The sequence below is a fragment of the Methylobacterium symbioticum genome (assembly GCF_902141845.1).
GTDB lineage: Bacteria > Pseudomonadota > Alphaproteobacteria > Rhizobiales > Beijerinckiaceae > Methylobacterium > Methylobacterium symbioticum.
This window is the reverse complement of the sequence record NZ_CABFPH010000006.1, coordinates 1-26,493: the sequence shown is the minus strand read 5'-3', so window position 1 is coordinate 26,493 and position 26,493 is coordinate 1. Positions and strand designations below refer to the sequence as shown.

General features: G+C 65.4%; 18 protein-coding genes and 2 pseudogenes. 7 read left to right on the top strand and 13 right to left on the bottom strand.

Annotation, left to right across the window (positions count from 1 at the left end; all coding sequences use genetic code 11):
- Positions 1 to 185 precede the first annotated feature (185 nt).
- On the top strand, positions 186 to 782 hold the full coding sequence (locus MET9862_RS03735; RefSeq protein WP_142581770.1) for a PepSY domain-containing protein: 597 nt from the start codon (positions 186 to 188) through the stop codon (positions 780 to 782).
- A gap of 1,030 nt (positions 783 to 1,812) precedes the next feature.
- Here the strand turns inward: MET9862_RS03735 and MET9862_RS03730 are convergent.
- The 5 genes from MET9862_RS03730 to MET9862_RS03710 form a co-directional block, all read right to left on the bottom strand.
- Entirely contained in the window at positions 1,813 to 2,058 is a 246-nt protein-coding gene (locus MET9862_RS03730; protein WP_142581769.1) for a hypothetical protein, read from the bottom strand.
- Positions 2,059 to 2,141: 83 nt separating this feature from the next.
- On the bottom strand, positions 2,142 to 3,479 hold the full coding sequence (locus MET9862_RS03725; RefSeq protein WP_142581768.1) for an ATP-binding protein: 1,338 nt from the start codon (positions 3,477 to 3,479) through the stop codon (positions 2,142 to 2,144).
- On the bottom strand, positions 3,476 to 4,198 hold the full coding sequence (locus MET9862_RS03720; protein WP_142581767.1) for a response regulator transcription factor: 723 nt from the start codon (positions 4,196 to 4,198) through the stop codon (positions 3,476 to 3,478). Before MET9862_RS03720 ends, MET9862_RS03725 begins: the two co-directional genes overlap by 4 nt.
- Positions 4,199 to 4,940: 742 nt before the next feature.
- Positions 4,941 to 6,602: a porin gene (locus MET9862_RS03715; RefSeq protein WP_109950303.1), complete on the bottom strand. Its 1,662-nt coding sequence runs from the start codon at positions 6,600 to 6,602 to the stop codon at positions 4,941 to 4,943.
- A 1,013-nt stretch (positions 6,603 to 7,615) separates the two neighbouring features.
- Entirely contained in the window at positions 7,616 to 8,038 is a 423-nt protein-coding gene (locus tag MET9862_RS03710; protein ID WP_142581766.1) for a MerR family transcriptional regulator, read from the bottom strand.
- A gap of 65 nt (positions 8,039 to 8,103) precedes the next feature.
- On the opposite strand from MET9862_RS03710, the gene MET9862_RS03705 reads away from it, so the two are divergent.
- From MET9862_RS03705 to MET9862_RS03690, 4 genes and pseudogenes are all read left to right on the top strand, one after another.
- On the top strand, positions 8,104 to 10,305 hold the full coding sequence (locus MET9862_RS03705) for a heavy metal translocating P-type ATPase (protein ID WP_142581765.1): 2,202 nt from the start codon (positions 8,104 to 8,106) through the stop codon (positions 10,303 to 10,305).
- A gap of 223 nt (positions 10,306 to 10,528) precedes the next feature.
- Complete coding sequence (locus MET9862_RS03700) at positions 10,529 to 10,999, top strand: Ros/MucR family transcriptional regulator (RefSeq protein ID WP_109950306.1); 471 nt, start codon at positions 10,529 to 10,531, stop codon at positions 10,997 to 10,999.
- A gap of 1,080 nt (positions 11,000 to 12,079) precedes the next feature.
- Complete coding sequence (locus MET9862_RS03695) at positions 12,080 to 12,352, top strand: hypothetical protein (RefSeq protein WP_142581764.1); 273 nt, start codon at positions 12,080 to 12,082, stop codon at positions 12,350 to 12,352.
- A 59-nt stretch (positions 12,353 to 12,411) separates the two neighbouring features.
- Positions 12,412 to 13,353: pseudogene (locus tag MET9862_RS03690) on the top strand (NAD(P)/FAD-dependent oxidoreductase).
- A gap of 455 nt (positions 13,354 to 13,808) precedes the next feature.
- On the opposite strand, the gene MET9862_RS03685 reads toward MET9862_RS03690, so the two are convergent.
- Entirely contained in the window at positions 13,809 to 14,282 is a 474-nt protein-coding gene (locus MET9862_RS03685; protein ID WP_210248085.1) for an MgtC/SapB family protein, read from the bottom strand.
- Between the two features lie 195 nt (positions 14,283 to 14,477).
- Here MET9862_RS03685 and MET9862_RS03680 point away from each other — a divergent pair, with 195 nt between their 5' ends.
- Entirely contained in the window at positions 14,478 to 14,717 is a 240-nt protein-coding gene (locus MET9862_RS03680) for a type 2 periplasmic-binding domain-containing protein (RefSeq protein ID WP_142581763.1), read from the top strand.
- A 690-nt stretch (positions 14,718 to 15,407) separates the two neighbouring features.
- A complete protein-coding gene (locus MET9862_RS03675; protein WP_142581762.1) occupies positions 15,408 to 16,124 on the top strand; it encodes a hypothetical protein in 717 nt (238 codons plus the stop codon).
- On the opposite strand, the gene MET9862_RS03670 is transcribed toward MET9862_RS03675, so the two are convergent.
- The 7 genes and pseudogenes from MET9862_RS03670 to MET9862_RS03640 all read right to left on the bottom strand — a co-directional run.
- Complete coding sequence (locus MET9862_RS03670; protein WP_142581761.1) at positions 16,076 to 17,140, bottom strand: hypothetical protein; 1,065 nt, start codon at positions 17,138 to 17,140, stop codon at positions 16,076 to 16,078. The two genes, MET9862_RS03675 and MET9862_RS03670, sit on opposite strands and share 49 nt — an antisense overlap.
- 53 nt (positions 17,141 to 17,193) lie before the next feature.
- Positions 17,194 to 18,501 carry an ATP-binding protein gene (locus MET9862_RS03665; RefSeq protein ID WP_142581760.1) on the bottom strand — a complete coding sequence of 436 codons (1,308 nt, stop codon included), beginning with the start codon at positions 18,499 to 18,501 and terminating at the stop codon, positions 17,194 to 17,196.
- A gap of 348 nt (positions 18,502 to 18,849) precedes the next feature.
- Positions 18,850 to 19,971, bottom strand: a complete 1,122-nt coding sequence (locus tag MET9862_RS03660; protein ID WP_142581759.1) for a GSU2403 family nucleotidyltransferase fold protein — start codon at positions 19,969 to 19,971, stop codon at positions 18,850 to 18,852.
- Between the two features lie 256 nt (positions 19,972 to 20,227).
- Positions 20,228 to 22,351, bottom strand: a complete 2,124-nt coding sequence (locus MET9862_RS03655) for a recombinase family protein (protein ID WP_142581758.1) — start codon at positions 22,349 to 22,351, stop codon at positions 20,228 to 20,230.
- A gap of 137 nt (positions 22,352 to 22,488) precedes the next feature.
- Positions 22,489 to 24,489 carry a recombinase family protein gene (locus tag MET9862_RS03650; protein ID WP_142581757.1) on the bottom strand — a complete coding sequence of 667 codons (2,001 nt, stop codon included), beginning with the start codon at positions 24,487 to 24,489 and terminating at the stop codon, positions 22,489 to 22,491.
- Between the two features lie 916 nt (positions 24,490 to 25,405).
- On the bottom strand, positions 25,406 to 25,741 hold the full coding sequence (locus tag MET9862_RS03645) for a DUF6634 family protein (RefSeq protein ID WP_142581756.1): 336 nt from the start codon (positions 25,739 to 25,741) through the stop codon (positions 25,406 to 25,408).
- Positions 25,729 to 26,493: pseudogene (locus MET9862_RS03640) on the bottom strand (AAA family ATPase); the annotation flags it as partial. The pseudogene MET9862_RS03640 and the gene MET9862_RS03645, both read right to left, overlap by 13 nt.

The following is a 26,493-nucleotide window of genomic DNA, read 5'->3' as shown; positions in this document are numbered from 1 at the left end:
GTCCCTTCGATGGCCGCAGCCGTGGTCGGACCCTCGCCTCGGGCGGATCCGCGGCTTCGCGTCGGAGAGGTCGGATCACGGCCGCGTCTTCCGAAGATGTTGCATTGCAACCCAGCTATCGTCCGGGTCGTTGTCCGGTCCGCCCCAACCGGAAATAGGAGCACATCTTGTCGAAGCCCATCGCGATGCGTCTCGCCGCGACTCTCGGCCTGTTCGCCTTCATGGCTGGCCCCGCCTCCGCACAGAATCCGGATCTGACGACCAACCCCGAGAACACAGGCCGCGCTGCGACCGCGACACGGGCTGCCGAGACCGACAGCGACCTGCGGGAGTATCAGGTCGCCAAATCCGCGAGGGTCAGCCTCGCCCAGGCGGTCTCGACCGCGGAGTCCGGCGGCGGTCGGAAGGGCGGACGCGCCATCGATGCCGACTTCGGGAAGGCCGGCGGCGGGAACCCCTCGAACTATGCGATCAAGGTCGTCTATCCGGATGGCAGGCTGATCGAATACGCCATCGACGCCGACTCGGGCGAACCGTACAGAGCCGAAGATCAACCCGTCGAGCGCTACTTCACGCGTTTGAAGGCCAGCGACTTCCGGAACTCCAAGACGTCGCTCAAGGATGCCATCGAACTCGCCGAGCGGACGGCGAAAGGTGGCAAGGCCTACGAAGCCGAAGTCGGGCGCGAGGGCGACGCGGTCGAGTACAGGATCAAGGTCGCGCTTCTGGATCGGGAGGTGGTGATCGAGATCGGTGCGGACGGAACGGCGAAGGGCGGCTGATCCGCCGCACCTTCGCCTACGCGGAAGGGGCGGCATCCGCGTCCATCCTCTTCCGCGGACGGCATCCGATGTCGTCGACTTCGCGAGGGACGACGGTGTTCGCCGTCCGCCATGCCGGCCCGGCCCACGAGGCCGGGCCGACCCCGTCGCGCGGCACTCCGCCACCTTCACGTCGCCGATGGAGGAGGCGCTGCGACCGGGCTCTGGGGAATAGATCGGGAGGTCGCCGCCGAAGGTCGGGCGCCCCCGACTCCTGCTCCGCCGAGCCGAAGCTCCCCCGGGCGGCCGGGCTCGAGGGGAAGGCGGCGACTACCAGGGAAGGTTCAGTCGTCGTGCGTATGCGCTCGGCGCGGCCACATGCAGGCAGTCGCACATCCGGTGGATCTGTTGCCTTGCGGCTAGATGCGACCTGCAGCCCGCAGGCGTCCCGCGGTCCCGCTCGAAGCGCTCGGAAGCCTCGATTGCGAGCTCGACGGCTTGACGCGCGTCCGGACCGAGGTCCGTCCATAGATTGATCGTTCCGCCGACGCACCGCGCGGTGACCGCGAGGTCACGGTGCGCCGAGCTTGGCGAAGCACCCAATCCCTGGCACCACAGGTCGACCAGACCCACCAGAGAGGTAGGCACCGATTTTCCGAAGCGAAACGGTCTGCGGCGCATGTTGCTGCCCGGCCGTCGGTCGACCGGTTTCGATCCAGATCGAAAGATCATCCTCGATATTCGTTCCGCCGAATTCGGACGTACGGGAAATGGCGACGTGCCGTGGCGCGATGTCCCCGCTCCGTCGTCGCGGCGGTCGACCGGTTCGACGCCTCGGCGCGATCCGTCGCGCCGTCCGCATCCGCAGTCGCGGCAGGTTTCTCCCGGACGCGGCTGCGACGGTCGCGGCGTCCGCTCCGCGACGCGTCCGGAACCGGGAGAGACATGACGCGGGCCGGCTCGACGTACGTCGAGCCGGCCAAGGGGCACGGAGGAAGGCCGAGGCCGGATGTTCGGATCCCTCCGAAGTCCGACGCGGAAGCTGCTTCCCTCAGTGGCTGTGCCCGTGCGCGTGCCCGTCGCCGGGATAGTGCAGCGGCCTGCCATCGGCAGTCCTCTCCCTGGCTTCGCGGAACCGCGGATCGTCGCGGTGGGTCGTGCCGCCCGAAATGCTCCCGGTATTCGGAACGATCAGTTCGGGTCTTTCGGCGTTGCCGTGCCCGTCGACGGCCCGGGCCGGGATGGCGGCTCCGGATACCATACAGGCAGCGATCGCTGCAGCGAGTGTGCGGTTCATCGTTCGTCTCCAACTTGCGGGCGGCACCGGCCGCAGCGACGATCAAGATAGCCAGGCGAGTTGGCGTGCGATTGCCGCGCACGTTACGAAGTGTGTCGGGCGGACTGCGCCATGGGCAGGCGGACCTCGGCCCGCAGGCCGCCCTCCGGCCTGTTCGCCAAAACGAGCGAGCCGTTCTCGGCGTCGACCGCTCGCTTGGCGATGGTCAGGCCGAGGCCGGTCCCGCCGGTGTTCCGGTTTCGCGAGCCTTCCAGCCGGCTGAACGGTTCGAGCGCTCGCGGCACGTCCTCGGGCTGGATGCCCGGCCCTTGGTCGTCGATCCGCACCACGAGCGAATTCCCATCGGCGATCAGCCCGATCCCGACCCGCGTCCCGTAGCGGACCCCGTTGTCGACGAGGTTCTCCAGCGCTCGCCGGAACGTCACCGGGCGTACATCGGCGAGCGCACGGCCGGGCCCCCGGTATTCTACGTCCCGGCCGGCGTCCTGATGGGCGTCGGCGATGCCCATCAGGACGCTGGCCACGTTGACGATCTGCCTCGCCTCCGGATCGGCGTCGCCGCGCAGATAGGCGAGCGTCGCGTCGATCATCGTCTGCATCTCGTCGAGGTCGGCCGCCATCGCGCGGCGTTCACCCTCGTCCACCACGCGGTCGAGGCGCAGTCGGAGCCGGGCGATGGGCGTCCGCAGGTCGTGCGACACGGCTGCGAGCGCCTGCGTCCGTTCTCCGACCAGACGATGGATGCGTTCCTGCATGGCATTGAGCGCCCGGCCGATCCCGCGCGTCTCGTCCGGACCGATCTCCGGGACCCGCACGGTCGAGCCGTGTCCGATCCGTCCGGTCGCACGGGTCAGCTCGCGCAGGGGACCCGCGATCCGGTGCATCAGGACGACGGCCGCCACGCCCACCAGAACGGCCATCGCGGTGGCCAACGATGCCCATGGGGTTCCGAGCACCGAGCTGGGCGCATGCGCCGAACGGAAGGTAAGGGAGCTCGCATCGGGCAAAGGAACGGTTCCCCGGAGGTCCTGCTGGTGGAAGGACTCGTCCGGCGCATCGAGGTTCAGGACGAGTCCCGGACCGAGAACCGGTTCCAGGGCGAGGATCTGGTCGCGCAGGTCCCGAAGGGCCGGGTGTGTGCCGATGCCGGTCGGAGTGCTGCGGTCCCAGCCGACCTCGAAATGGCTTGAGGACAAGGCCTTCGCTTCGGTGTCGCGCGCTTCTTCCGGGCGCCGCAGGACGGCCTCCCGTACGAGGACGAGCTGTCGTGCGACCTCGCTGGCGAGGGCTTCATCGGCGGCGGCCGCCGCCGATTGCCGATAGAGCATGAGGGCCCCGCCGTGGACGGCAAGGACGGCCAGCAGCAGGACGGCGACGGTGCGCCCTTCCAGACTGCGGGCGAGCCTGAGCAGGTCCTTCACGCCTGGTCGACCTTGGCGGCCAGCACGTAGCCGGAGCCGCGCACCGTCTTGATGACTGGAGAAGCGCCCTCGGGTGGTTCGAGCTTGCGTCTTAGGCGGCTGACCAGGGTGTCGACGCTGCGATCGGAGGGCGCGGCGAGGCGGCCACGGCTCATTTCGAGGATCTGGTCGCGGCCGAGCACGCGGCCGGGATGCTCCAGGAACACGACGAGCAGATCGAACTCCCCGCCCGACAGGTCGACGGCCGCACCCACCGGGTCCGTGAGTGTGCGGCTGCGCAGGTCGAGGCGCCAGCCGTCGAAGCTCATCACCTCCGGCCGGGCGGCGGCGGCGGTCGGCGTCATGGCGGACCGGCGCAGCACCGCCCGGATGCGGGCCAGCAGTTCCGGCCGCCCGAACGGCTTCGAGACGTAGTCGTCCGCTCCCAATTCGAGGCCGAGCACACGGTCGGCCTCCTCGCTGCGCGCGCTCAACATGATGACCGGAATGCCCCCTTTCGCGCGAAGCGCCCTGAGCAGATCGAAACCCGATGCGCCCGGCAGCATGACGTCGAGCAGAACGATGTCGGCCGAGGTCTCGGGAAGCAATCGCCACATCTCGGTACCGGTTCGGCAGCCCGTCACCCGGTAGCCGCTCTCGCGTAGGAGGCGCGTCACGAGCACGCGCATCCCGTCGTCGTCCTCGACGAGAAGCACATGGGCCGCCTCGATTGCCTTCATGGTAGCGCGTTTCTCCTGATCGGGCCTCTTCCGGCAACGGCATGCCGATCGCCCGGCGCTGCGGGCCTACATCCTCTAGTGGCTGGAGGAGCAAGGCCGAGCGAAAGGAACAGGACGATCGGAGCGGCGGATGGGGCGGACGCATGCATCCGGACGGCCCCGCGTCGACCGATCCGGTCTTCGCGATGCCTGCGGGTGTCGTCGGGCGACGGCGTCGACCATGCCTCGGAGATGGGGCGGTCGAGCGGCCACGCGGAAGGCGGTTCGGACCCCGGCCGCATCGATGCCGTGTCGCCTTGACGTCTGGGTGCGGATGCGGTCCGCAAGACATCCGGCCATGGCTTGGTCCGCTGCCGCTCGTCACGGTCTGACGCGTCGTGCCCCCGGCATCCGCGGCGGCGCCGTGGTTTCCCGACCTCGGCTCGGCGGCCGAACCGCGGCTGTATGGTACATTCTCGTCGCATTGTCGGGCCGGTCCGTGCTCACGCGTCCTTCGGCGTAACCGACGGCGTCGCGGTGGATTGCCGTCGATCCGGATCCGTCGTCCGGGAGGGACGGCGCGGCAAGGCCGGGCGCGTGGAAGCATGTACGGCATGGCCGCGGTCCTCGGACGACTGCGGCCGCAGCGGCCATCCTCCGTGCCGGAGACGGGCGGGCCATCGGAGGTCGTCGCCGGCGCGGGCAGGGACACGGGGACCGTGCAGCCCGTAGGCTGCACGGAGTGCGGTTCGACGTCGGCGGCTTAGAAGTCGCGCTGGACGCGGGCGCGGACCTGGAACACGTCGGCGTTGGTCACGGTGCGCAGCGCGCCGAGATTGGCCGGGTTGTTCACGTACGCGGCACTGGTCTGCAGAGGGTTCCTGTTCAGATCGAGCACGCGGCCGGTCTGGACGCCATAGTTCTGGTAGGTGCCCTCCAGGCCGATGTCGAGGTCCCTCACCGGCGACCAGATCAGGCTCGCGCCGACATTGAAGGCGTAGGTGTCGCGGAGCTGCTGGTTCAGGTTGTAGAATTGGCTGCCGAAGGGGCCGGGGCCCGTGGAGGTATAGCCGAAGAAGGCGGACTGGGCTGCGCGGGATCCGGGTGCGAAGCTGAGTTCGCCGTAGGAGCCGAACAGGGCCGAACGTAGGGTCGGATTCCAGTAGTGAAGCAGCGAGGCTACAGCCGTGAAGCTGGTCGAAAGTTCCAGCCGGTTGGTGAAGGGATTCAGTACGGCGTCGCTGAAGAATTGCTGGAACGGCGCGCCCTGGAGAACCGTCGTGGTCTGGGCGTAGCCTCCGGCCCAGGACGAATAGCCGGTGTAGAGCTGGGCACCCTCGCCGTAGGCGCCCTGCAGGTACAGGGTGTCGCCCGGAGCGATGAAGGGTAGGTTGACCTTCATGCCGCCCTGGACCGCCCAACCGTATTCGGACTGAGTGCGGGCGACGTTCGCGAGGTTGGTGTTCGACAGCGGGGTACCGGCGTTGTTGCCGACGAAGTTCCCGAACGCAGCGTTGCCGGTGTTGATCTCGTGGACGGCGCCCGAGATCTGGACCGAGCCCCAGGGCTGATCGTAGCGCAGCACGCCGACGAAGTCGGGCATGCGGTTGCGTTGGACCACGTCGACGAAACCGACGCCCGACGGCAGACCGGTCGGGCCGAAGCCAGCAAAGACCGGTGTCAAAGAGTTGGTCTGGGCGAAGATCACGGCACTCGAGTTGCCCGCGACGGCGGTCGCCTGGGCGACGGACTGGGCCGAGTAGATGGGCGTGCGACGGAAGCTCGGATCTTCCATCGAGATGGTGGCCGAGAAGCCGTTGCCGAGGGTGGCGGTGTAGGCCGCGACGTTGGTCGAGAAGACGTCCGAGCCGAGCGTGCCGGCCTGGATCTCGAAGTCGTGGGCGTAGAAGTCGAAGAACGAGGACGCGCGACCGGCGGTGAAGCCGGCGAACTGCACGAAGGCCTTGTCCGTGTTGACGTACTGCTGCACGCGGCCGTAGCCGTCGACGCCGAGCGCCGGGAAGGCGTTGCCGATGCGGGTCTGCGTGCCCGAATGCAGACCCGGCAGACCGGTGCGGCTGGCCGCCTCGAGGCGGACGAAGGCGCGCAGGGAACCGTAGGCGGTCTGCGTGCGCGCATCGATGTTGATGCGGGCGAGGCCGCGGTAGCCGCTGTAGTCGCCCACGCTCGTTCCACGCGAAAGGGGCGCCTGCATGGCGTATTCGAAGCGGGCGCGGCCGCCGACGCGCAGGCAGGTGTCCGTCCCCGGGATATAGAAGAAGCCTGCGCCGTAGGCGGAGCAGACGCGGACGTACTCGATCGGCGCAGCCTTCTTGACTGGAAGGTCGGCGGCCTGCGCCGCGCCCCCTGCAGTAACCAGCGACGCGGCGCCGGTTAACAGTAGGTGCTTAATATTCACTTTCATTCTCCAGCTTTTAGAGACCCATTTATTCGCCTCTTTTTTGGGCGAATTCGCTAGATAAAAAGGCCGGACTCACTCATGGCAGTTTTAATTTCTCGGTCTCGAAGCATCCATGAGTTGCTCGAATGCACTGGTTCGGTCGAGCGCCGGCAAGAGTTAATTCCGTTTCTTCGGGCTGCCTCCTTGGCGGTCGAATGTCCTGCCGACGGGCCGTTCGAAAACGGAACCGTGGCGCTTCCGACACCTCGTGCGCGAATCCCTGCCCCCACCCGGCCGAAGCGGGCATCGTCTCGATACAACGATCCCGACGCTCGTCGATTCGACCAGATTCGGTTGATCATTCTCCATTTTTTCAGATCCGTGCGCTTCTGGAGAACGGAACATCTTAGATGTCGTTCGACATAAGCGCGAGATCAGTGAGAACATCGCTTCCGCTCGGATCGTCATTGATCTTTGCGATCGCCGCGTCTTGCGAAATCCACTAGCTGAGCAATATCGATTGTCGGGTGTCTGCGGTGCGCCGTCTTCGTGTCAAAGTGTGGCGCTTGGGAACCCAGGCGCCGCCGATGCTCCGGCGTATCGGGAGGGCACCGCGTCGACGAGGTTCGATGGTGCCGTGACGAAGCGATACACCCGGCAGCGTCTCGCGCGGCACGGCGTGATGGCTGCATCGACTTCGCGGAGGCCTCCTCCCCGCCTATCGGCGCCCATCCGCAGCTACGCGCACAGATCGAGGCCGGACCGCTGCTGTCCGGAACCCTCGATGTCGCCGGCGGCGCGGCCCGGCATGGTGGCGCAGGCCGCTCGGGAGGTACGTTACCGACGGCCCTCCCGCGAGACGGTCCGGAGTCAGCGTTCGATGGGACGGACCGGACCCACCGGGCAGCCAGAACTCGCCCGGAGTAGTCGCCACTGAGCCGATGGCTGGTCCGGCAAAGCGGTACAGGTCGACGCGGGGGCCTGTAGCCGTGCAATTACCCGACGCGATCGGACGCGGAATCGGCCGGTGGGCAGAGTCAATGTTCCGCGTGCAGGCATTCGCCGTGGTCGGCCAGAACCTCGATGATGCGGCACTCCCTGACATGGCCGCCGGCACATTGGTCGACCATTGCCTGCATTTCCTTTCTCAGGCCGGTGAGGCGCGCGATCCTGTCGTCGATGGCGCCGAGGTGCTTGCGCGCGATGGCATCCGCTTCGTTGCAGGGACGATCCGGCTGTCCGGCCAGGAAGAGCAGGGCTTTGATATCCTCGATCTCGAAGCCGAGTTCGCGTGCATGTCGGATGAAGCGCAGCCGTCGGACGTCGGACATGTCGTAGGTCCGCCGGTTTCCATCGGTGCGCTCCGGCTTCGGCAGCAGGCCACGCTCCTCGTAGAACCGGATGGTCGGGACCTTCACGCCCGCCTGCCGCGACAGATCTCCTATGGCAATCGGCTTCATCGCGCTTGCTCCTCTGGCGACTAGAGGAATTAGGGCTGTGCCGGACGTCAGGAAAGGCAGCCGCGATGAGCGACGAAGCGACTTTGGATTCGACCGGCACGGCTGTCACGCGCCTGCGGGTGACGGGCATGGATTGCGCATCGTGCGCCGCGAAGGTCGAGACCGCGATCCGTCGCCTGCCGGGCATCGAGCAGGTCGAGGTCTCCGTCGCGACCGAAACGCTCACGGTGAGGCATGCCGCCGATGCGGAAGCCCGGGCGATCACCGCCGCGGTGCGCGGACTGGGCTATGGCGTGGAGAACCCGGACGCGGCTCCGACGTACGATGCGACCGCGCCGGACGCGCCCTGGTGGCGGACGCGCAAGGCCATGCTGGCATCCGCCTGCGGCGCGTCGCTCGCGCTGGCCTACGCCCTGGGACACGCGGCGCCGGCGACGGAACGTTGGGCGTTCCTCGCCGCCATGTCGGTCGGCCTGGTGCCGATCGCAGGGCGGGCGTTGTCCGCAGCCCGACACGGCACGCCTTTCTCGATGGAGACGTTGATGACGGTGGCCGCCATCGGCGCCACCGTCATAGGGGCCACCGAGGAGGCGGCGACGGTCGTCCTGCTCTTTCTGGTCGGCGAACTGCTGGAAGGCGTCGCGGCCGGACGCGCCCGGGCCAGCATCCGCGCGCTCAAGGAATTGGTGCCGGACACGGCGCTGCTGGAAGCCGGCGGAACGACCGAACAGGTTAACGCCGCGCTCGTGCAGGTCGGCGACATCGTGCTCGTGCGCCCAGGCGACCGCATCCCGGTGGACGGTACCGTCGTCGGCGGCGAGGGCGCGGTGGACGAGGCGCCTGTCACCGGCGAGAGCGTGCCGAAGCGCAAGGTGGCGGGCGACGCGGTATTCGCCGGAACCCTGAACGGGGACGGCGTGCTGCGGATCCGGGTGACGGCTGCCGCGCGGGACAACACCATCGCACGGGTCGTACGACTGGTAGAGGAGGCGCAGGAAGCGAAGGCCCCGACCGAGCGCCTGATCAACCGTTTCTCGAAGATCTACACCCCGGCCGTGGTAGGGATGGCGGCCGCGGTCGCCGTGCTGCCGCCGCTGCTGCTCGGCGCATCCTGGGACGAGTGGGTCTACAAGGGCCTGGCCATCCTCCTGATCGGGTGTCCCTGCGCCTTGGTCATCTCGACGCCGGCGGCCATCGCGGCGGCTCTCGCGGCAGGGGCGCGCCAGGGACTGCTGATCAAGGGGGGCGCCGTCCTGGAGCGCCTGTCCGCCGTGACGACGGTCGCCTTCGACAAGACCGGAACCTTGACCGCAGGCCAGCCCATGGTCACCGACGTGCTCGCGTACGGCCGAACGGAGCGCGACGTGCTGTCCCTTGCGGGGGCATTGGAGAGTGGCTCCTCGCATCCGCTGGCCAGAGCCATCCTGGGGAAGGCCGCCGAAGACGGAGCGCCCATCCCGCCCGCCGCCGGGGCAAAGGCGCTCGGCGGCAAGGGCCTAGAGGGAACGGTCGGTGGTCTGGACCTCTTCCTCGGCGCTCCGCGCGAGGCCGCCCGGCGCGGTGCGCTGACGCCCGATCAGGAAGCGAAGGTCGCCGAACTGACGGAAGAGGGCAAGACAGTTGCCGCTCTCGTCGTGAACGGCGCCTTGGCCGGCTTGCTCGCCATGCGCGACGAACCCAGGCCCGACGCGAAGGACGGCATAGACCGTCTGGCTGCGGAGGGGATCGGAATGGTCATGCTGACCGGCGACAACGCCCGCACGGCACAGGCCGTCGCCGCAACTCTCGGTATTGGAGCTTGGGCGGAGCTTCTGCCCGAGGACAAGCAGCGGGCCGTTCTCGACCTGAAGGCTCTCGGGAGGGTCGTGGCGAAGGTCGGAGACGGCATCAACGACGCGCCGGCCTTGGCCGCCGCCGACGTCGGCATCGCCATGGGCGGCGGCACCGACGTCGCGCTGGACACGGCCGATGCGGCCATACTGCGCGGACGGGTCGTCGACGTGAGCCGCATGATCGAGCTGTCGCGGCGGACCCTCGCCAACATCCGCGCGAACATCGCCATCGCGCTCGGCATGAAGGTGGTATTTCTGGTCACGACCATCGCCGGTGTCACCGGTCTGTGGCCGGCCATCCTTGCCGACACCGGGGCGACGGTGCTGGTTACGGCGAACGCCCTGCGCCTGCTGCAGACGAGATACCGAGAGAATGGTCCAGCCGCTCGGTCGGAGGCCCGCATCGCGCCGGCGGGCCCGTCCCGGAGACCATGAGCGGGCGCACGGCGTCGGCGAAAAACCGCGCCCCACGGCCACGGATATTGCCAGAAATTGGCCATCCTAAGCGCAGAAATGTGCAGACATCACACCATGCATGGAGCTTTCCGGTCGTTGTCCGATGTAGCTGCCTTCTCTGGCGTCGGCAAAACAAGAGCCTTGACCTGGCGGCACAATTGATAGACCGACGATCCGAGGGGTGCATCTTGGAAACACGGCAATGGCAGAAGAAGCAGCGAGCCTTCCGTACGAACTCGTCGACCTCACAGGCAAGATCGTCGCCGCCTACGTAGCCAACAATTCGGTTCCCGCGACCGAGCTCGGCGCCCTGATCAGGATCGTCCATACGGCATTGATCGGCATCACGGCCGACTCGGCAGCCGGTGCCGGATCGGCGGAGGAGATGGTCAAGCCGACGGCGGCTCAGATTCGCAAGTCGGTCACGCCGGATGGACTGATCAGCTTCCTGGATGGCAGGAGCTACAAGACCCTGAAGCGACACCTCACCACGCACGGCCTCGATCCGCGTTCCTATCGTGAGCGCTTCGGTCTGCCGTCCGACTACCCGATGGTTTCGCCCGACTACGCTGCAAAGCGCTCGGCGTTGGCCAAGCAGATCGGTCTTGGCCGTCCCGGCACTTCCGCGGAGAGCCAGCCTGCAGCGAGGGATCGGCGCCGCAAGGCCGCCTGAACATCCTCTTCCCGCCATTCGTTATCGGATGACGAGTTCCGGCCGTCGGAGCGGCCGGACTCAAACCTCGCGGGACCGTTTAATTCGGCCCGACCTTTCGCGTTCCCCCTTGCCCCTGGCGGCGTAGCAGCCTTCACCGCGACGCCACCCTCGCCAGACCAGACCGTTTCCAAGCGGAGGTCCGCATCGCATCCCCGAAGTCGCTGCAGATTTCCGGGAGCGGAAGGTCGGCGACACGGGACCGCATGGTCCTCGTCCTTCAATGGACGCGCCCTTCCCAGCGCCCGCCGTCATACGGCCGCCGCATCGCAGCCATGGCCCGCGCCATGCGCTCTCCGCGGCAGCCGCTAGGACGTCTGCCGGAGCCGTGCATGCGCCGGGAAGCGCCTTGCGTGCCGGAAGCTACCTTCCTTGTCCTGGAGTGCGATCCGTCACGTCGGTCTGGGCATCGAAGACGATGGACGCGGATGGTCCGGGATGCCGACCGCCCGTCCCGGGTAGACCTGCAACGGCCGCAGCCGGCTTCGAGTATCCCTGGGTCAACCGAGAGAGGTCGGCATTGCAGCCACGCGCTGCGGGAAGGACGCCAACGGTTTCGCAGACATCCATCGTCTCGCCGCTACTTTCGGATGGCTAGATTCGTAACGGATCCCAATCCCCTGCGAGCTCGACTGGCTGCGGTGGCAGGTGGCCGCCATTTGTCGGCTTCGTGACAAAGCATTGCGGGCATCCAATCCGACCTGATCCAGTCGAATTTCTGCCGTATCATCCAGTTCCTTGCTCCGTGAAACATGGACTGGATTGATATGGTTTTCGAGGCAGATGGATTGTCCATAGAGGAACAATTGGGTCGACGTAATCGTGAGACTGACTTCTATATGATTTCGTGTTACTGCCAATTTCTACAATAATTCTTCGTAGCTATCTCACTTGGCGAGACGGGCTTGTCGATGTTGAGAATCTTTATTGCCTTATACGAGGGTGAGGTTGGCCAATGGAGCTTGTTCCGATGGCGCTGTCTGTCGGCGGATGGAAACAATCTCCACAAGTTGCTCGGCTGGCAGTCGAGACTGATCCATCGTGTTCATTCGCGAAAGCCCTGAACGACGGATGTGGTGCCGATCGCCGACAACCTTAACAAACGTCCTTCTTCATCGGACTCAGCCGGACGATCTGTTCGGCAATCCGGCAGATTTCGACGTCGGCCTCGACGGCCCAGCATTACTCCTCCCGGCGATCGTCCTTGGATTTTGGATCCACATGACAGCCGCCTTCCGCGGGAGTTCGGCGTTGCTGGTGGTCTTCCGCATGCGGCTCTTGGTCCGCCGCGACCCGTTCCGACGCGCGGCCTGAATGTGTCCTTGTTCGCGCGGTCGGATCGCAGCGACGGCTATGGACGGCTATAGAAAGAGATGAAGGAACGACCAATGGACACACTCGTGATCGGAGGGGGACCGGCTGGGCTGACGGCCGCGATCTATCTGGCCCGCTATCACCGTGCCGTCACGGTCGTCGACGACGGCAACAGCCGCGCCAAGTGAATCCCGCGTTCTTACAACCATGCCGGCTTTCCCGACGGCATCGGCGGCGAAGAACTTCTTGCGCGGATGTCGGCGCAGGCTCGACGCTACGGCTCGCAGTTCGTGAAGGGTCGCATCGATACGATCGACGGAGATTTCGGCCGTTTCCACGCCCGTGGGGACGGTATCGCCCTGGAGGCGAGCACGATCATCATCGCGACCGGGACGGTAAACCGGCGCCCGGACGTCGATCCGGCAACGCATCGATCGGCCCTCGACTACGGCCGGCTTCGGTATTGCCCCGTATGTGATGGGTTCGAGGCGACGGACCAGACGATCGGCGTCATCGGTGGAGACGCGCGCGGCGTCGCGGAGGCCCTCTTCCTGCGCACCTATTCGAACGACGTCACGCTGCTCGCGGTCGATTCGATGGACGTCTCGGCCGGCGACCGGCTGATGCTCGAGCACTCGGGCATCAGGATCGAGGAGCGTCCGCTGGCGCGGCTCGTCTTCACCGAAGACCATGTCTCCGCTCTACTGAAGGAAGGCGGCGAATGCCGCTTTGACACCGTCTACCCGGCACTGGGATCGGATTCGAACGACGGGCTTGCCCACGCCCTCGGCTTGGACATGGCCGACGGTTGCTGCATTGCGGTCGATCGGAAGCAGCGTACGAGTAGAGAGGGCATCTACGCGGCGGGCGACATCGTCTATGCGCTCGATCAAATCAGCGTCGCCATGGGACACGCCGCAATCGCGGCAACGACCTTGCATAATGATCTCCGCGCGCGCGAGGGCCGCAAGCACGGGCGCCGAAATTTGAGTCGAGGATAGAACCTGATCGCCCATGCCCGACGGTCAAGAGCGCAGATGGGGGCGACGGAGGCGAGATGCAGGTCGGGTCGTGGCGGATGGAGGGCGGCGTGCTGCTCACGTACGCGACGAGGTCGCGCCTCGTGCCCGGCTTGCACCCGTCCGTCGGGTTCGGCCCTGTCGTCGACTCCCTTCGCCGGTAGGCTGAGCCCTGTCGAGGACGGCGCATCGCCGATCCACCGCGTCTGCATGCTGCAGCCCCATTCGATCCGCAGCGGCTCCTTGCCTAGAGCCGTTCCCGACCGCGTTGCAATCGGGAACCGCCCCAAGCTCTTGTTTTGACGCGCGCTCTTGCGCCGAACCGGTATCCACTTCGGTGGAGTGCGCTCAAGTTGAGGGGCTACGGCCGCCTCCGTCGAGGCCGGCATCAGGAGAGGTGTGCCCGCCCTATTGCCACCCGGACTGCGCCCCGCTTCTCAGCCAGCTTCGACGCTCCCGTCGGGCGACTTGTCTTCGCTGCGAGCCACCTGCTTCAGCGGCAGGAGGTAACGCAACGTCAGATAGGTGACGAGGCTCAGGATGGTTGCGATGTCGTAGAGGCCGTACCCCACGGCTGCTCCCAGTGCCCCCGTAGCCCACAGGCTCGCCGCGGTCGCGGTGCCGGAGGCACGGCCGGCATGTTTCAGGATCGCGCCGCCGCCGATGAAGCCCACGCCCGTGATCAAGCCTTCCAGGATGCGGGCCTGTCCCGTCGACTCCGCCCCGAGGACGCGGATCGCGACCAGCACGAAGCCGCAGGCGGCGACCGCGACGAGGGGAAAGGTCCGGATGCCGGCCGAGCGCTCCTCCTGTTCACGTTCCCATCCGATCGGCACCGCGAGTGTATAGGCGACCGCGAGATCGAAGACGTGAGATGCCACTTCCCAGAGGCTGAAGGTCATGAACTTCATCGGCGTGACGGTTCTTTCGCGATGGCAGCGCTGTGCGCGCTACGTGGGAAGCCAGCCTCAACCTGCCCGCTTATACGCAATGCGGATCGCTTAAGGTAACTATCTGCGACTGCCCAAGTATCGAGGAGACCCACGAGGATCATCGCGGCCGTCCGGTACACTTCGGGCACGATCGGTCTGCGCCACATCGATGAGGTGAACCCGGTACGCAAGCTCTGGTCGACAATACTGACCGCCATCGACCAGGCCGAGGTATTCCTGGCGATCCAGAACGGGTGGGCCGCGGCTTCCGTGATGGAAACCGTGCTGCTGGCTTCACCGGTCGCCGGCGCGAAGGATCCGAGCACCTACGAGATTTCGAGCGAGGCGGTCTTGAAGCCCGAGGCTCACCCCTTAATGCTCCGTGGGGAAGATGGCCCGTTGCAACGGGGGTGACCGAGGCTGCCGCGGCCAAGCTCTACACGAGCCCCGAGGGCCAAGGCACTCTACGATCGTTGGTCCACTCCGCCGATCCCGCTACACAGCATCGACCTGTACCAGCCGATGGATGAAGCACTGCAGCGCGCCGTCCGACAGCTTAGCGACAGGCCTAATCCTGCAAGCTATCAACGACCAAAAGCCGGGGCGCTGGTGCGCTCGCCTTGATCCTTCGTAAGGCGGCCCATCGTCAAATGCCGGCTGTCGGGGCCAATGAAGCAATGGATGGCAGAGGCGCGGCGAGCATCTTTCGTCGTTCAATATAGGTAAATGATCCTATTGATCCGAGCGGATCCGTGCCAATCTCATTCCTTCGATTGTGGTCTGCGCCTTGATTGCAGCTTGGATCCACTGGCGCTGTCGAGGATGAGAGACGGCTCGCCCGCCCTGGAGATAATTTGAGCCAAGTGTCTGGAGTAAATCTGGAATCTCTGCTTGAAGCAAACTTATCAACATGGGGGTTTTAGTCGTACTTTGAGAGCACAAAGCACGCCTAAACCCTCCCACCCGCTCGGGTAAACGCAGCGCTTTTCGGAAGAAGGCATAGGGTCTTTCATGGCTTTCCAATAGGCTCTAAATCCTCGCCTCCGAAGCCGTGCCACATGCGCCCGATCGAAGGCTCCGCACGAGGATCCGTCGAGGCCAGCCATGAAGATCCGATCCGAAGCCGAACTGCCCAATGCTCTGCCGCGAGCCTTCCAATTCGGGAGCCCCCTTCCTGATGCACCCGTCGAGGTTAAGGCGGACGATCCAGAAAACTGGGAGCGCTATCCGATCGGTCTGCCGCACATCGTTGCCATGCGCGACGAGGACGACAGGACTCTCTATTCATTGCGGATCCGCGACCTTACCGGACGCTTGATCCCGATCAGGGGGGAAACGACCGATCTCGAGTTAGTCAGACGCGAGAGTGTGCAGGTCCTGGGTCAGCTGATCGGAGCTCGCCGGTTCGAGCCGGACGCCGAGGAAGCGGAGGAGATTGCAGAGGCACAATTTCTCCTTCGGGCGTCGTGGGAGCTTCCGTTTCGCGAGGGTCGAGCGGGACACGGGCGTTCGCCGTGGGAACCGATCCCGATCGAAGCCTTCGATTATGGAGACTATGCCAGGTTCCCGCTATGTTTTCCTTTCGTACTCCAGATTCGAGGCAGATTCGGTCAGGCGAATTATTGTATTGCGTGGCGCGCATCGGCGTCCAGTATCGCGCACGTCCATACGTACGATGAAGACTATGAAGTAGCTTTGCGAGCCGTTCAGATGCGGCTTGTTCGGTGGCTGTGCATCTGTCAAAACCGGGGAAGTGTCGTTTTGTATGGCGATCACGAAAGACCGGAGCTCGGACCAAAACCTGGGATCCGGCCTTTTTGATTGTGGACCGGCGATCGGCAGGATCGCGGTGATTGGGGGCTCGCAATCAGCGCGTTTCTGCCACGGCCAAATTTTACCTCCGGAGTACTATACGAGCCACGCCGTTGGACGGCTCGAACGTGGCGAGCTTCCCTCGTCAAACTGAACATTAAACTCATTTGAAATTCCACAGGAAAATTGCTGCGTAACATAGAGTCTTCAAAGTGCGGATACCATGTCTCGCACCTCTGCTCGAAGCCTAATTTCAAAAAAACATTTGCGTCGCAAGCGCGCAATTCTGCCGCCTCAAACGCCAGAAAGGCAGGCCCTGAGCGCATGATCCGGTCGATATTGTTCTTGATTGTTTTGTGACCTTCCGCGCCTATTTTCTGGCTGAGGTCTTGACAGAGACTCAGAAATGCTTCCGACAGAACATCCGTTCTCTTCTCGCGATCGTACGTCAGACCGATAAGCTCTCCGACGCGCGGGCCTTCGAAGCCGTATTTCTTGGCCGATATGGTTATTTGAGCCGCTACCAGAGCCCTTTGCAACACTATCCAGCTAGATGACCAGCCTCCACTCTCTCCAAACAGAGTCTTATCTTCGCTCCAACTATCCTTCATTACCTCTATTGCGTCCGAGTGTAGAAGATAGAGACTTTCCTTCTCGAAGCAATTGAGGAATAATACTCCTGGATGGGTGGCAAAGGCGTCCGAAGAAATGACGGTGTAGATCACTTGCGGTTCTTCCGGCATGGTAAATTGGACTTCATCTCTGAAGTCGGGCCCCAATCCGAACCTGACACGCTCTTCCCCATCCAGCAGACAGAACGTTCGTGGAAGGCGGTCCGTAGGCACCTGGTTCGCTTCGCGTGCGCGTGCTGCCTCGCAGTCCTCGTGTGCTGCCAAATAGCCGCCGCGCTGTGCGCCCGCCGGATTGTTGGCTGGCGAGATGAACTCCAGCCACCGACCGAGACTCGGACCTGCGAGCCGGTTGTAGAGAGCTGCATCCAGGTCCGACTCGACGACGATGTGCACCGGCAGTCGGGAGGCAGGCGTCCGGGATCTCCATCGCCAGGGATATACCTCGATCATCGTTCGTGAAATCCACCGACGGCTACGACTGCGACGCCGAGGCCGGGCTCCCGGTCCCAGAGATCGAAGGCCTGGGCGCTCTTCAAATCGTGCACGGCGGCGACGAACGTGACGCCCGGCATCGCTCGAGCGAGGCGAGCCAGGGAGCGGGAGAAGGCCGGCATCTCCGAGCTCGGGAACGTCAGGTCCAGGTCGTCGACCAGCACCAAGGTCGCCTGCGTCGCGCGTGCGAGCACGTTCGCATGCAGCGATAGCAGTGCGCGCTCTCCTCGCGACAGCCCACCCAGATGCCGCAAGCGAGCTCCATGATCGGGGGCGGCGGGGACCGCGTCACGGGGGGATGAGAGTTCCAGCTTCTGAGATCGACCGCGCGCGGCGGTCACGACCGCCGTGAGATGATCGACGATCGCATCGACGCGAGCATCGTCCAGGCCGTCGAAGAGATCGCCGACGCCTGAATCCGCGAGCGGCGGACAGTCCCTGGCTACTCGGTAGGTCGCGCCACTCATGGCGGCTTCCCTAGTCGAGTTCCGCGACGCGTCGAACCCACCGCCGTCGAACCCAACCGACAGCGAGACCGGCAATCGGCGGAGACCGGCGGCAAGTGCGTTGCCGGACGCGCGTACCTGTTTCCGATCGGTCTCCCGTCTCTCCTCGGCTCGCCGAATCGCATCGAGAATGGCGAGTCCGATCCCGTCGCTCGCTTCCGACGGGTTGCGCGAACCCGGCCGGAATCCGATGCGTGCCCATTCGCGAGCGCCCCAGGCGTCGCCATGCGACAGAACCGCCGACCAATCCACGGGCGGGCGGTCGCCGCCTGTCCAGACTGACAGAATTAGTTCTCGCGGTTCTCCGTCCACGTTGCAGGTGACTCTCAGGTCCAGCTGGGATTGGACCCGCGTCGATGCCTCGCCGAACTGACGCTCCCCGGGCTGAGATCCGGTCGACAAGGATTCGCCCGCCGGACTTGCGAGTAGTCCGAAGGATCCATGGATGCCCCTGAGGAGGGTGCTCTTGCCTACTCCGCTCCTGCCGACGACGAGGAGCAGTCGCGCGAGCTCGCGACCGCGGTCGTACGTGTCGGGCGGCGTCCAAGCTGGAAACGCCGGGATGCCCGCGTCCGCCATGGCGTAGGTCGGACGCGCCATGCTTTCCTCGTTGTGGAGCCTGCAGAAGCGGAGCAGTGCCGGATAGCGCCTCCGAAAGAGGCCAATACCGTTCACGGCGAACTGGATTGGCTTGAGGGAGAGAATCGAAACCGCACTCATCGCCCACCGCCTGCCAAAGGACCCGATGGCATCCACGCACCTCCGACGAAGACGACTCCGTGCCGCGGGCGATCCAGGCATGGCACCGGCTGCACCCCGCTCCTTCGGATCGCGATCTTCCCGAGTTCTGAATGCGCTTCCGGCGTAAGTTTTCGGTGTACGCGTCCGCGGGAAGGCGGCCCGCGCCACCTTCCCGCGGTGTACCGGCGCCTTGTTTTCGACAGTTGGATCGGACCACGGCCGGATCCGGCCCCTTTCCGGGAGTACGCGCGGGATCCGAAGAGAGTTGCCGGTCCTGCGGATCCGCAGCCCGCAGAGAAACCTCGCCGCCGCGGATCGTGCCTTTCGGCTCGACCGCGCGTGCCCTCTCGGAGGCATCTGCCGCTATGTCGGACGCGGAGAAGCATCACGAGGGATTGGATCGTATCGAAGACGATCGTCGTCGCCCCCGTCCAATTCGACGGCCTGCCGGATTCCATCCGAGATCAGGATCCGATGTTCGTCGGGAAGCCTGGTCCACCCGGATTTCAGATTGCGGAACCACTTCAGTCCTCTTGCGGCGGCGTTCAGCCATGCGAAGCCGACATCGTCGAGGCACCTGCGCATCGCCATGGCCTCAAGGATCAGCCCGATCTGCATCAGGTCCTTCTCGGCCTTTGCCACCCCCTGTGCCCGCCTGAGGTCCGAGATGAGCAGCTTGTGGACCGCGTAGCGCTGCGGAGACGGCACACGTACTCCGATGCCGGCCTTATGCACGATGAGGCCGTCCCGCGTGTCCTGAAGCAGGAACTCAAGAAACTTGAGCGTCTGCACTGCGGCAGCCCCCAGACCCACGAGAGGCCGGACTGTCTCGTCGGCCCTGCGGACCGTGGTCAGGAACTCAACCCGGAAACCTTGATCGTTCGCGTAGCCCACGGGCATCTGCGCGTATCCCGGGTGGAATACGGGCGAGAAGCTGGGATCGACGTCGTTCAGGAGCGCGCCCAGGTCAGGGAGGTCGTCCTGGTCGACCGCGATCTGGGCTCCCTGGGCGAGGTCGATGTCCGCCGTCCTGTAGCCCTCCTCGGGAAGATGGACCGAAAGCATTCCGGCGTAGCATTGGAAGGCGATCGTACCCACGAGTACGGCCTTGCCCCGAAAGAGGCCGGCTCTGGAGAAGGCGCCCAGCACCTCTCCTTCGGTCGAAGTGGGGACAGGACACCCATGAGAGCGCAGCGTCGACGCAAGCTCGCGGCGTATCTTGTATTGGGATTTAAGACGCCCGAACTGCTCCACACGTCTCAGGATATCGACGTCATCGACCGGCCCGACATAGGTCAGCGTGTGCTTTGCGCGAACGCCGCCGACTGCAGACCTGTATCCCTTGTAGTAGAAGTACTCGCGCCTGCCGCGCTTCTGCCTGACGAAACTCCCGTTCTCTGGGAAGCTCTCGGCGAAGGTCGCATCCTGGACCTGAGACGCCAGTTCGGAGAATGCGACCTGATCCAGATGGCTGAACGGCCGCATCGGAACCACGTTGTTACCAATCGAGCAGGATTGGTAGCAACGGTACCCTGCTACGGCAAGCCCTTGTTACCAGAAATATGCCGGATGGTAACAACGATCCTCGGCTCGCCGGGGGCGCGCCGCGTACACCTCGGGGCTTCGGTCAGGCAGCCACACCGGCGGTTGAGATCGAGATCTTTCAACATCAAAATCCAAATAGCCTGCGGGGCTGGGGTTGCCGAAGCCGCTCCCGCCGCCGGCGTCGGGATAGACCATCCTACGGCGCCGCGCCTCTCGAATGCCGCAAGCCGGCCCGTCGTCCGGCTGCCTTTTCCAAACGGAGGAAGGGACGCAGATCGAGGTCCGCGACGGCGTCCGACTGATCCGTCTCGAGCGTATCGTGGATCAGCTTCCACCATCCCTTCCAGACCATCCTCCTGACGGGTTCGGTCATGCCGGCGAAGGGGTGCGGGAGCCGGGCGAGAGCACATCCCGAGCGCAGGTAGAAGAGCGCCGCATCGACGAGCTTGCGGGCGTCGCGGAGGGGTGCTTCGCGAAGGAGCGGCTCGAGCACCAGCCAGTCCTTCTCCGACAATCCATATCGGTTCTTCGCAGCGAGGTCGGCGTAGCGCCGATCCTGCTCGATCCGCATCGGATTGCGGGTCCTCGGACCTTCGCATTCGCGTATCGTGACGCGCGACGGCGCTTCGGCTTCCCTGCCGTCCTGCGCCGGGACGCCGAGCGCAGCCAGTTGCGACGTGATCCGCAACGTGTAGTCGCGGCTTCCGGGCGACCGTACGATCTCGACGGACGTCACGAGTTTTCGCAACGTCACGACGAGAAGGTGGTCACGCTCGGTCGTAGGACGCAACGGCATCCGGAGTATCAGATCGTCGATCTGCTCCCGGAGGGAGGCGACCTCCGAAGGATCAACGTCGCGGACGAAGCTCGGCAGCGGCAGCCCTGCAAGCTTCTCCGCACACGTCTTCTTCTCGGCCGTCCATCTCTCACGCATCGCGATCAGGTCGTCGCTCGCGATTCCCCTGTTGACCGCATCGACGATGCTGTCCTCGAGAAGCTTCTCGAGCGCGTGGATCCTTCCGTTCAGGGTCCCGGCCTTGCGCGCGAGCCGGTCCTGAATCCGCCTGTTCTCGGCGACGTAGTTTTCCAGGAAGTGGCGGTGGGCTTCCTCCGACAGGATGTTGTCTCTGACTTCCCTGAGCAACTCCAATTCGAGCCACAAGGCGCTCAGGCGGCCCTTGTTGGGACATCCATCGACCTCGGCATCCCTGCAGACGAGCGACCGGACGGAGGAGGTGCCGTAGAATCCGTGCGACATCGGCTTGCCGCAGGTGCAGACGTACGCTCCGTGGAAGACCAGCACAGCTTTGTTGCTGTGCTTCTCCCGGGGCGGACGGGGTGCGTCGGAGCTCTCCTTGCTCCGCAGAAGACGGCGGACGACACGGATCCAGAGGTCGACGTCCTCGACGATCCTCCAGGCGGGAACGAAACGTCTGACGCGCGGCCCCGCCGACCTGCCCCTCTGGATCGTCTTCGTGCCGTCCGGCGACCGGAGCATCTCGGTGCGGCCGAAGATGTAGATCCCGACGTATCTCGTGATGCGCAAGACCCCGTTGTGGCCGATCAGGCGCTCGGGCCTCCAAAGACCGCCGTCCGGTGCCGGCACGTCGTCGGCATTCAGGATGCGGCATATTCGGCCAGCACTGATTCCTTGATCGTAGAGAACGAAGATCCTGCGGATCACCGCCGCCTCCGGCTCGTGGACGACGAGCGTTCCAGGCTCCGCGCCTCTGCGGTAGCCGTAGGGCACCCGTCCCATGTTGCGGCCGTCATCCGCGGCGAGGATCTTCGCCTCGCTTGTCGTCTGAAGCAGCCTAACACGCTCCTCTTGGGCGAAGAGACCATGGATCGTCGCCGTGACATCGTTGACGCGGCCCGTTCCCAGCGGGCCGGCGACATGGATCTCGACGCCGAGATTCCGCATCTCATCGTGTATTTCCAGGAGTTTCAGAAGATTACGTGATAATCGACTGAGATCGTAAACGAGCAGATACTTGAAAGCGCCGGTCCTGGCGAGTTCGCGGAGCTCGCGCAGGCCTTTTCGCTTCAGGACATACGCACCGGATTGCTCCTTGTCGCAGAACCGATGTCTCTCGGGGTGCGGCAGCAATCCCAGACGGCCGGCATACGTCGCCGTGGACTGGTCCTGCTGCTTGATGCTGGTCTCCTTCTGTTTTCTGGTGGAGTAGCGGCTGTACGAGACCCAGAACTCGTTCTCGACGTTCACTTGCGGGAAGCCAACGTCTCGCGATCTTGCGTCCAGTTCGGTGGCCAGGCGGATCAGGTCCGCATCGCTCGCAGGGGGCTTCGATCGAGTCATCGCTTCGTTCCGTCCGCGTTCCCGCAGGACCTCCGTCGGTTGAGGGATCGACGTCGCGCAGCCCGCCCGCGCCGCACCAAGGTCGGCGGCGTGGGCGGCTGGCAGGTCGAGTCGTTCGAAATGGAGACGGCAGGTCCCTACCGATGCGGATCGAACCGCCGCCGGTCCAGGGCGCGCATGAGCCCGGAGCCTTGCGCTTCCAGAGCGTCGACCAGATCAGGCCAGAATTCGAGCCTCCGGATCTGCCGGTCGGTCGCCGGAAACCCCGCATACCGCTCGGGCAGTTGCGCGACGAGGAGTCCGGTCGAAGCCATGAAGACGAGTGCCTCTCCGTAGAGTCGGGCGTCCATTTCGCCCAGGGCGGCGGAGCCGAGTAGAGGTTCCAGCACCGTCCACTCGCAATCGGAGAACTCGTAGGCGCCCCGATCGGCGGCGGCGTGGTGCTCGAGGATTGCTTCCGGGAACGCCAGCGCGCCTCGCATCGGATCCGGGTACACCCGCTCGATCCACCTCGGACTTCCGGGACCGGCTTCGCAGATGCAGTCATCCAGCGAAGACGGCAGACCGACGAGGAAGCGCATGGTGGTCGACCCCGCCGCGGCATTCCTGGACACGACGATGCGTGGGACGACCCGACTCAGTCGAGTCGCGAGTTCGCCGTCCTGTCGCCACTCCGCGGAGGCAGGCAGACGGCGAAGAAGGCATGCAGCCGCGTCACGGAGAGCTTCCGCGTCGTCGTCCGCGATCGGATCGGGCGAAGGGCGCGGTTCGAGCTTCGCGGCGGCGCGGGCGAGTTCGTGGTGTTCGAGTTCGAGCCGGCCACCTCTGGCCCGCAGCAAAAATGTGTCGCACTCCGCTGCGTCCTCTTCATCCAAGGCGGCGAGAGCAGCGTCGATCTCCTCCATCCTCGCGGTTAGCTGCGCGCGCTCGGCGGCTCGGGTGGCGTCGAATCGGCGCCGTTCGCGTCGGCCCACCGCGTCCCAATCCGCGCGGCGCTCCGGATGCAGAATCTCGTCCTTGAGCACGAGCAGGGCACGACGTTGCACCTCGCCGACCCGAACGGATGCCGTCCATTTGCAGGGACCGGCTCTGACGACTCTGGAGCACCGGTAGAGGCCGCCGGGTTCACTGGCCCACATCTGTCGCATCGTCGCGCCGCATTCGCAGAAGACGCGGCTGAACGGACGGATCGTGGGCCGTCGCTCTTCGGCACCGGCTTCGGACTTGGGCCGGGGCGTCTGCGTGGGCATGGCATTGACCCGGTCGAAGAGGTCCGCATCGACGATTGCCAGACGTGGCACGGCGATCTCGACGCAATCCGTCCTGCCGCGTCCCCATTGGAAGACGCCCTTGAGCAGCTTGCGCTGGAGGATGCCCGCTCCGTTGGGCTGCCAGAGCGTGCTCTCACCCCACAGCTTGCCGCGCGGCGCGGGCACATGGTCCGTGTTCAGCCTGCGCACGATCTCCATGAACGACAGACCGGCTTCGCGTTCGAGGAAGCATCGGACGATGACCGCGGCCTGCGCTTCGTCGATCGTCCAGCCACGCTCGTCCCCGGTGCGGCGATAGCCGTAGCTGCTCCAAGTGCCGAACAGCAGGCCGTCCCTGGCGGCCTCTCGCCGTCCCTCGCTCAGACGGATCCTGATCGCCGTCCGTTCCATCTGCGCATGCAGTCCGAGGACTGCCGTCAGTGCCGTGGACAGAACGCCGTGACCGGCGATGTGTATCGCAGTGCTGTGGAAGGCGAATTCCTCGCAGATCCGAAGAAGGTCGACGAGGTTGCGCGCCAACCTGCAGACGCTCGAAACGACCACGAAATGCGGCGATCTCTCGCGAACCGCCGCGCGAAGCGCAGCGAGGCCTTCGCGGCCTTCGAGGAGCGCGCCCGACCGGTGCCGGTCGACGAAGACGTCCGTACCGACGTCGACCATCGCGCCTTGCCGATCGCAATGGGAGAGACCGTCCGCCACCTGACGTCCGACGCTTAGCGAAAGCGGATCCTGGATCGAGCGGCGGACGTAGATGAACGCCCGAAGTTCCTGCGGATTGGTCAGGTCGGGCGGAGCCGGCAAAGCGCCGGAACCGTCCAGAAGATAGTTCAATGCGGAGTCGAGCGGGTCGAAGGGGGTGTCGTGCATGTCGAGCGGGTCCCGGAGATGCGGTCGCCACTCCACGGTGCGCGGTCGGTGCGCTCCGGGAAGGCGGACTGGACGGAAGAGGAGGTATCGAGAGACGGGATCCGGCACGACACTCGCTCCGCGAACATGGCGGCCCTGAACAATTCGAGCATCATCGCTTCTTTCTCCGATAATGGGATCCTTATGCGGTTCCCGGCCCTGGGATTGATCCCGAAGATCCAGGATTGCAACAGTTCCGAGGAAGATTTCAGATCTTGACTTCACCGAATCGGCTATTTTTCGACACTTCGATCATTCCGAGGGTCGAGGGTTCGACTTCCGGTCCGTTTCCGCGGATGCTGGGCGTGTTCTGGTCGTGTCGGCAGGACCGTGGTCGAAGTACTCGTCGGATCCGAGGTCGAAGGTTCGAGTCCTCCGACCTTGGCGTGTCGATTGATACGCGGTGCGATCGGCGCAGAGGCGCCAGCGCTCCTCGAGATCGACCCATGCCTTCCAGCGGGCCAGCGCGGCGACGAATTCCCGCTCGGCACGGTTGAGCGGGGGGCGGTCTTCCGGCGGCGTTCCGGTACCGGACCGCGTCGATCCGACCATTCCGGTCTCCGGAGGAGGCTTGCGGCACGCGACGCTCGGCGCAGTCCGGCGACGCCGCGTCACGGCAATCGGTTCCTTGCGGAGATTGAACCGGGCGGACCTGCCGGGGAGGCCGATGGACGGGATCGAACGATGACGTCCCGCAGGAAGGCTATCGGGCGGTGGAAGGTCCTCCGGCGATTGCACGTTCTCCGAGATCCGGGCATCTCCGGATCCGCCGCTCCGGCAGGGACCGGAGCTCGTGGCCGCTCCCCGGCCGGCCGGCAGCCCGGCTTCGGCAGCCGTCTCCGCGGATCCGCCCCGCCGTCCGCCGGGCACGGCTCTCCTAGTACCGGTCCCGCTCTGGCCTACGGGGCCCGAGTCGGTAGAACCTCGAGAACGTCCGGGCGTAGCCCGAGACTGGGTCGAAGGTGACGAGTTCGCTGGTCCTGCAGATTCGTCCATCACCGATCTCCGGATGTCCAACGACGATTCCCAGCATGTGTGGGATCGGAAAGAGGACGACGCTCCAGTCGGACAATTCCGGAGCGTCCCGCAGAATGTGCCCCATGGGGTGCTCGCCGCGGGCGATCCGTCCGAGGTCTTCGGCAAGGGCGCTGTGCCTGCGTGCGATGTACGCGAGATGGGGAAATGGGCCGGGACCGCGGTTCAGGATCGGCATCGCGACGCTCCGCCGTCCGTACTCGATCGGGGGGAGGGACAGCCGCCGCGCTCGAGCCTCGAGCCCTTCGGTCCCTGTGCACGGCCGCCGGAGCCCACCTCGTCGCCGGCGATCGAGCTCGGGACGGGAGATGCGACGAGCGGCCGTAGGATCGCATCGATCTCGGTGCCGTCGAGGCAGCGTCGCCGCGTCAGCGTCGACGCGAGCGTATCGAGACAGATTCGGCGCTCGGCCAGAAAGCACGTCGCGGCATCGGAGGCTCGGCGGAGATCCCGTTCGACCGCGGCCGAAACCTCCTTCGGCATCGATGCGGGAGGGAGCGCCGCGAGTCGGCTTCCCAAGCCCCAGCTGCAGTGCATGTGGATGCAGATCGCTGTGGCCTCGGCGAGATCGGCCGCAGCCCCCGTGCTGGGCGCACCGAACACGAGGATCTCGGCGGCGCGTCCGGCGAGATAGACAGCGAGCAACTGCCTGAGGTTCTCACGCGTCGCGTACCTATCCGGGGAGCGCAGTCCGGTCGTGCCTCCGCCTTCGACCGCGCGTGCGAGCACCACGTTCCGCAACTGAAATCCAAGCGCGTGGGCGACAACCGCATGCCCGCTCTCGTGAACGGCGGCACGGAGGTCGTCGGTCGCGTCCGGCGATGCATTCGACGGATCGATCTCGCATAGGAGATCTTCGATCGCGAGCGCGCGGTTCGCGCGTCGGGCCCGGCTGCGGGCGCGGCGCACCCAGGCGGCGCAGTCGGCCCC

Coding starts and splice junctions, on each gene's coding strand:
- MET9862_RS03735 (WP_142581770.1), top strand. CDS start 186: ATGCGTCTCGCCGCGACTCTCGGCCTGTTCGCCTTCATGGCTGGCCCC.
- MET9862_RS03730 (WP_142581769.1), bottom strand. CDS start 2,058: ATGAACCGCACACTCGCTGCAGCGATCGCTGCCTGTATGGTATCCGGA.
- MET9862_RS03720 (WP_142581767.1), bottom strand. CDS start 4,198: ATGAAGGCAATCGAGGCGGCCCATGTGCTTCTCGTCGAGGACGACGAC.
- MET9862_RS03715 (WP_109950303.1), bottom strand. CDS start 6,602: ATGAAAGTGAATATTAAGCACCTACTGTTAACCGGCGCCGCGTCGCTG.
- MET9862_RS03710 (WP_142581766.1), bottom strand. CDS start 8,038: ATGAAGCCGATTGCCATAGGAGATCTGTCGCGGCAGGCGGGCGTGAAG.
- MET9862_RS03705 (WP_142581765.1), top strand. CDS start 8,104: ATGAGCGACGAAGCGACTTTGGATTCGACCGGCACGGCTGTCACGCGC.
- MET9862_RS03700 (WP_109950306.1), top strand. CDS start 10,529: ATGGCAGAAGAAGCAGCGAGCCTTCCGTACGAACTCGTCGACCTCACA.
- MET9862_RS03685 (WP_210248085.1), bottom strand. CDS start 14,282: ATGAAGTTCATGACCTTCAGCCTCTGGGAAGTGGCATCTCACGTCTTC.
- MET9862_RS03675 (WP_142581762.1), top strand. CDS start 15,408: ATGAAGATCCGATCCGAAGCCGAACTGCCCAATGCTCTGCCGCGAGCC.
- MET9862_RS03660 (WP_142581759.1), bottom strand. CDS start 19,971: ATGCGGCCGTTCAGCCATCTGGATCAGGTCGCATTCTCCGAACTGGCG.
- MET9862_RS03655 (WP_142581758.1), bottom strand. CDS start 22,351: ATGACTCGATCGAAGCCCCCTGCGAGCGATGCGGACCTGATCCGCCTG.
- MET9862_RS03650 (WP_142581757.1), bottom strand. CDS start 24,489: ATGCACGACACCCCCTTCGACCCGCTCGACTCCGCATTGAACTATCTT.
- MET9862_RS03645 (WP_142581756.1), bottom strand. CDS start 25,741: ATGCCGATCCTGAACCGCGGTCCCGGCCCATTTCCCCATCTCGCGTAC.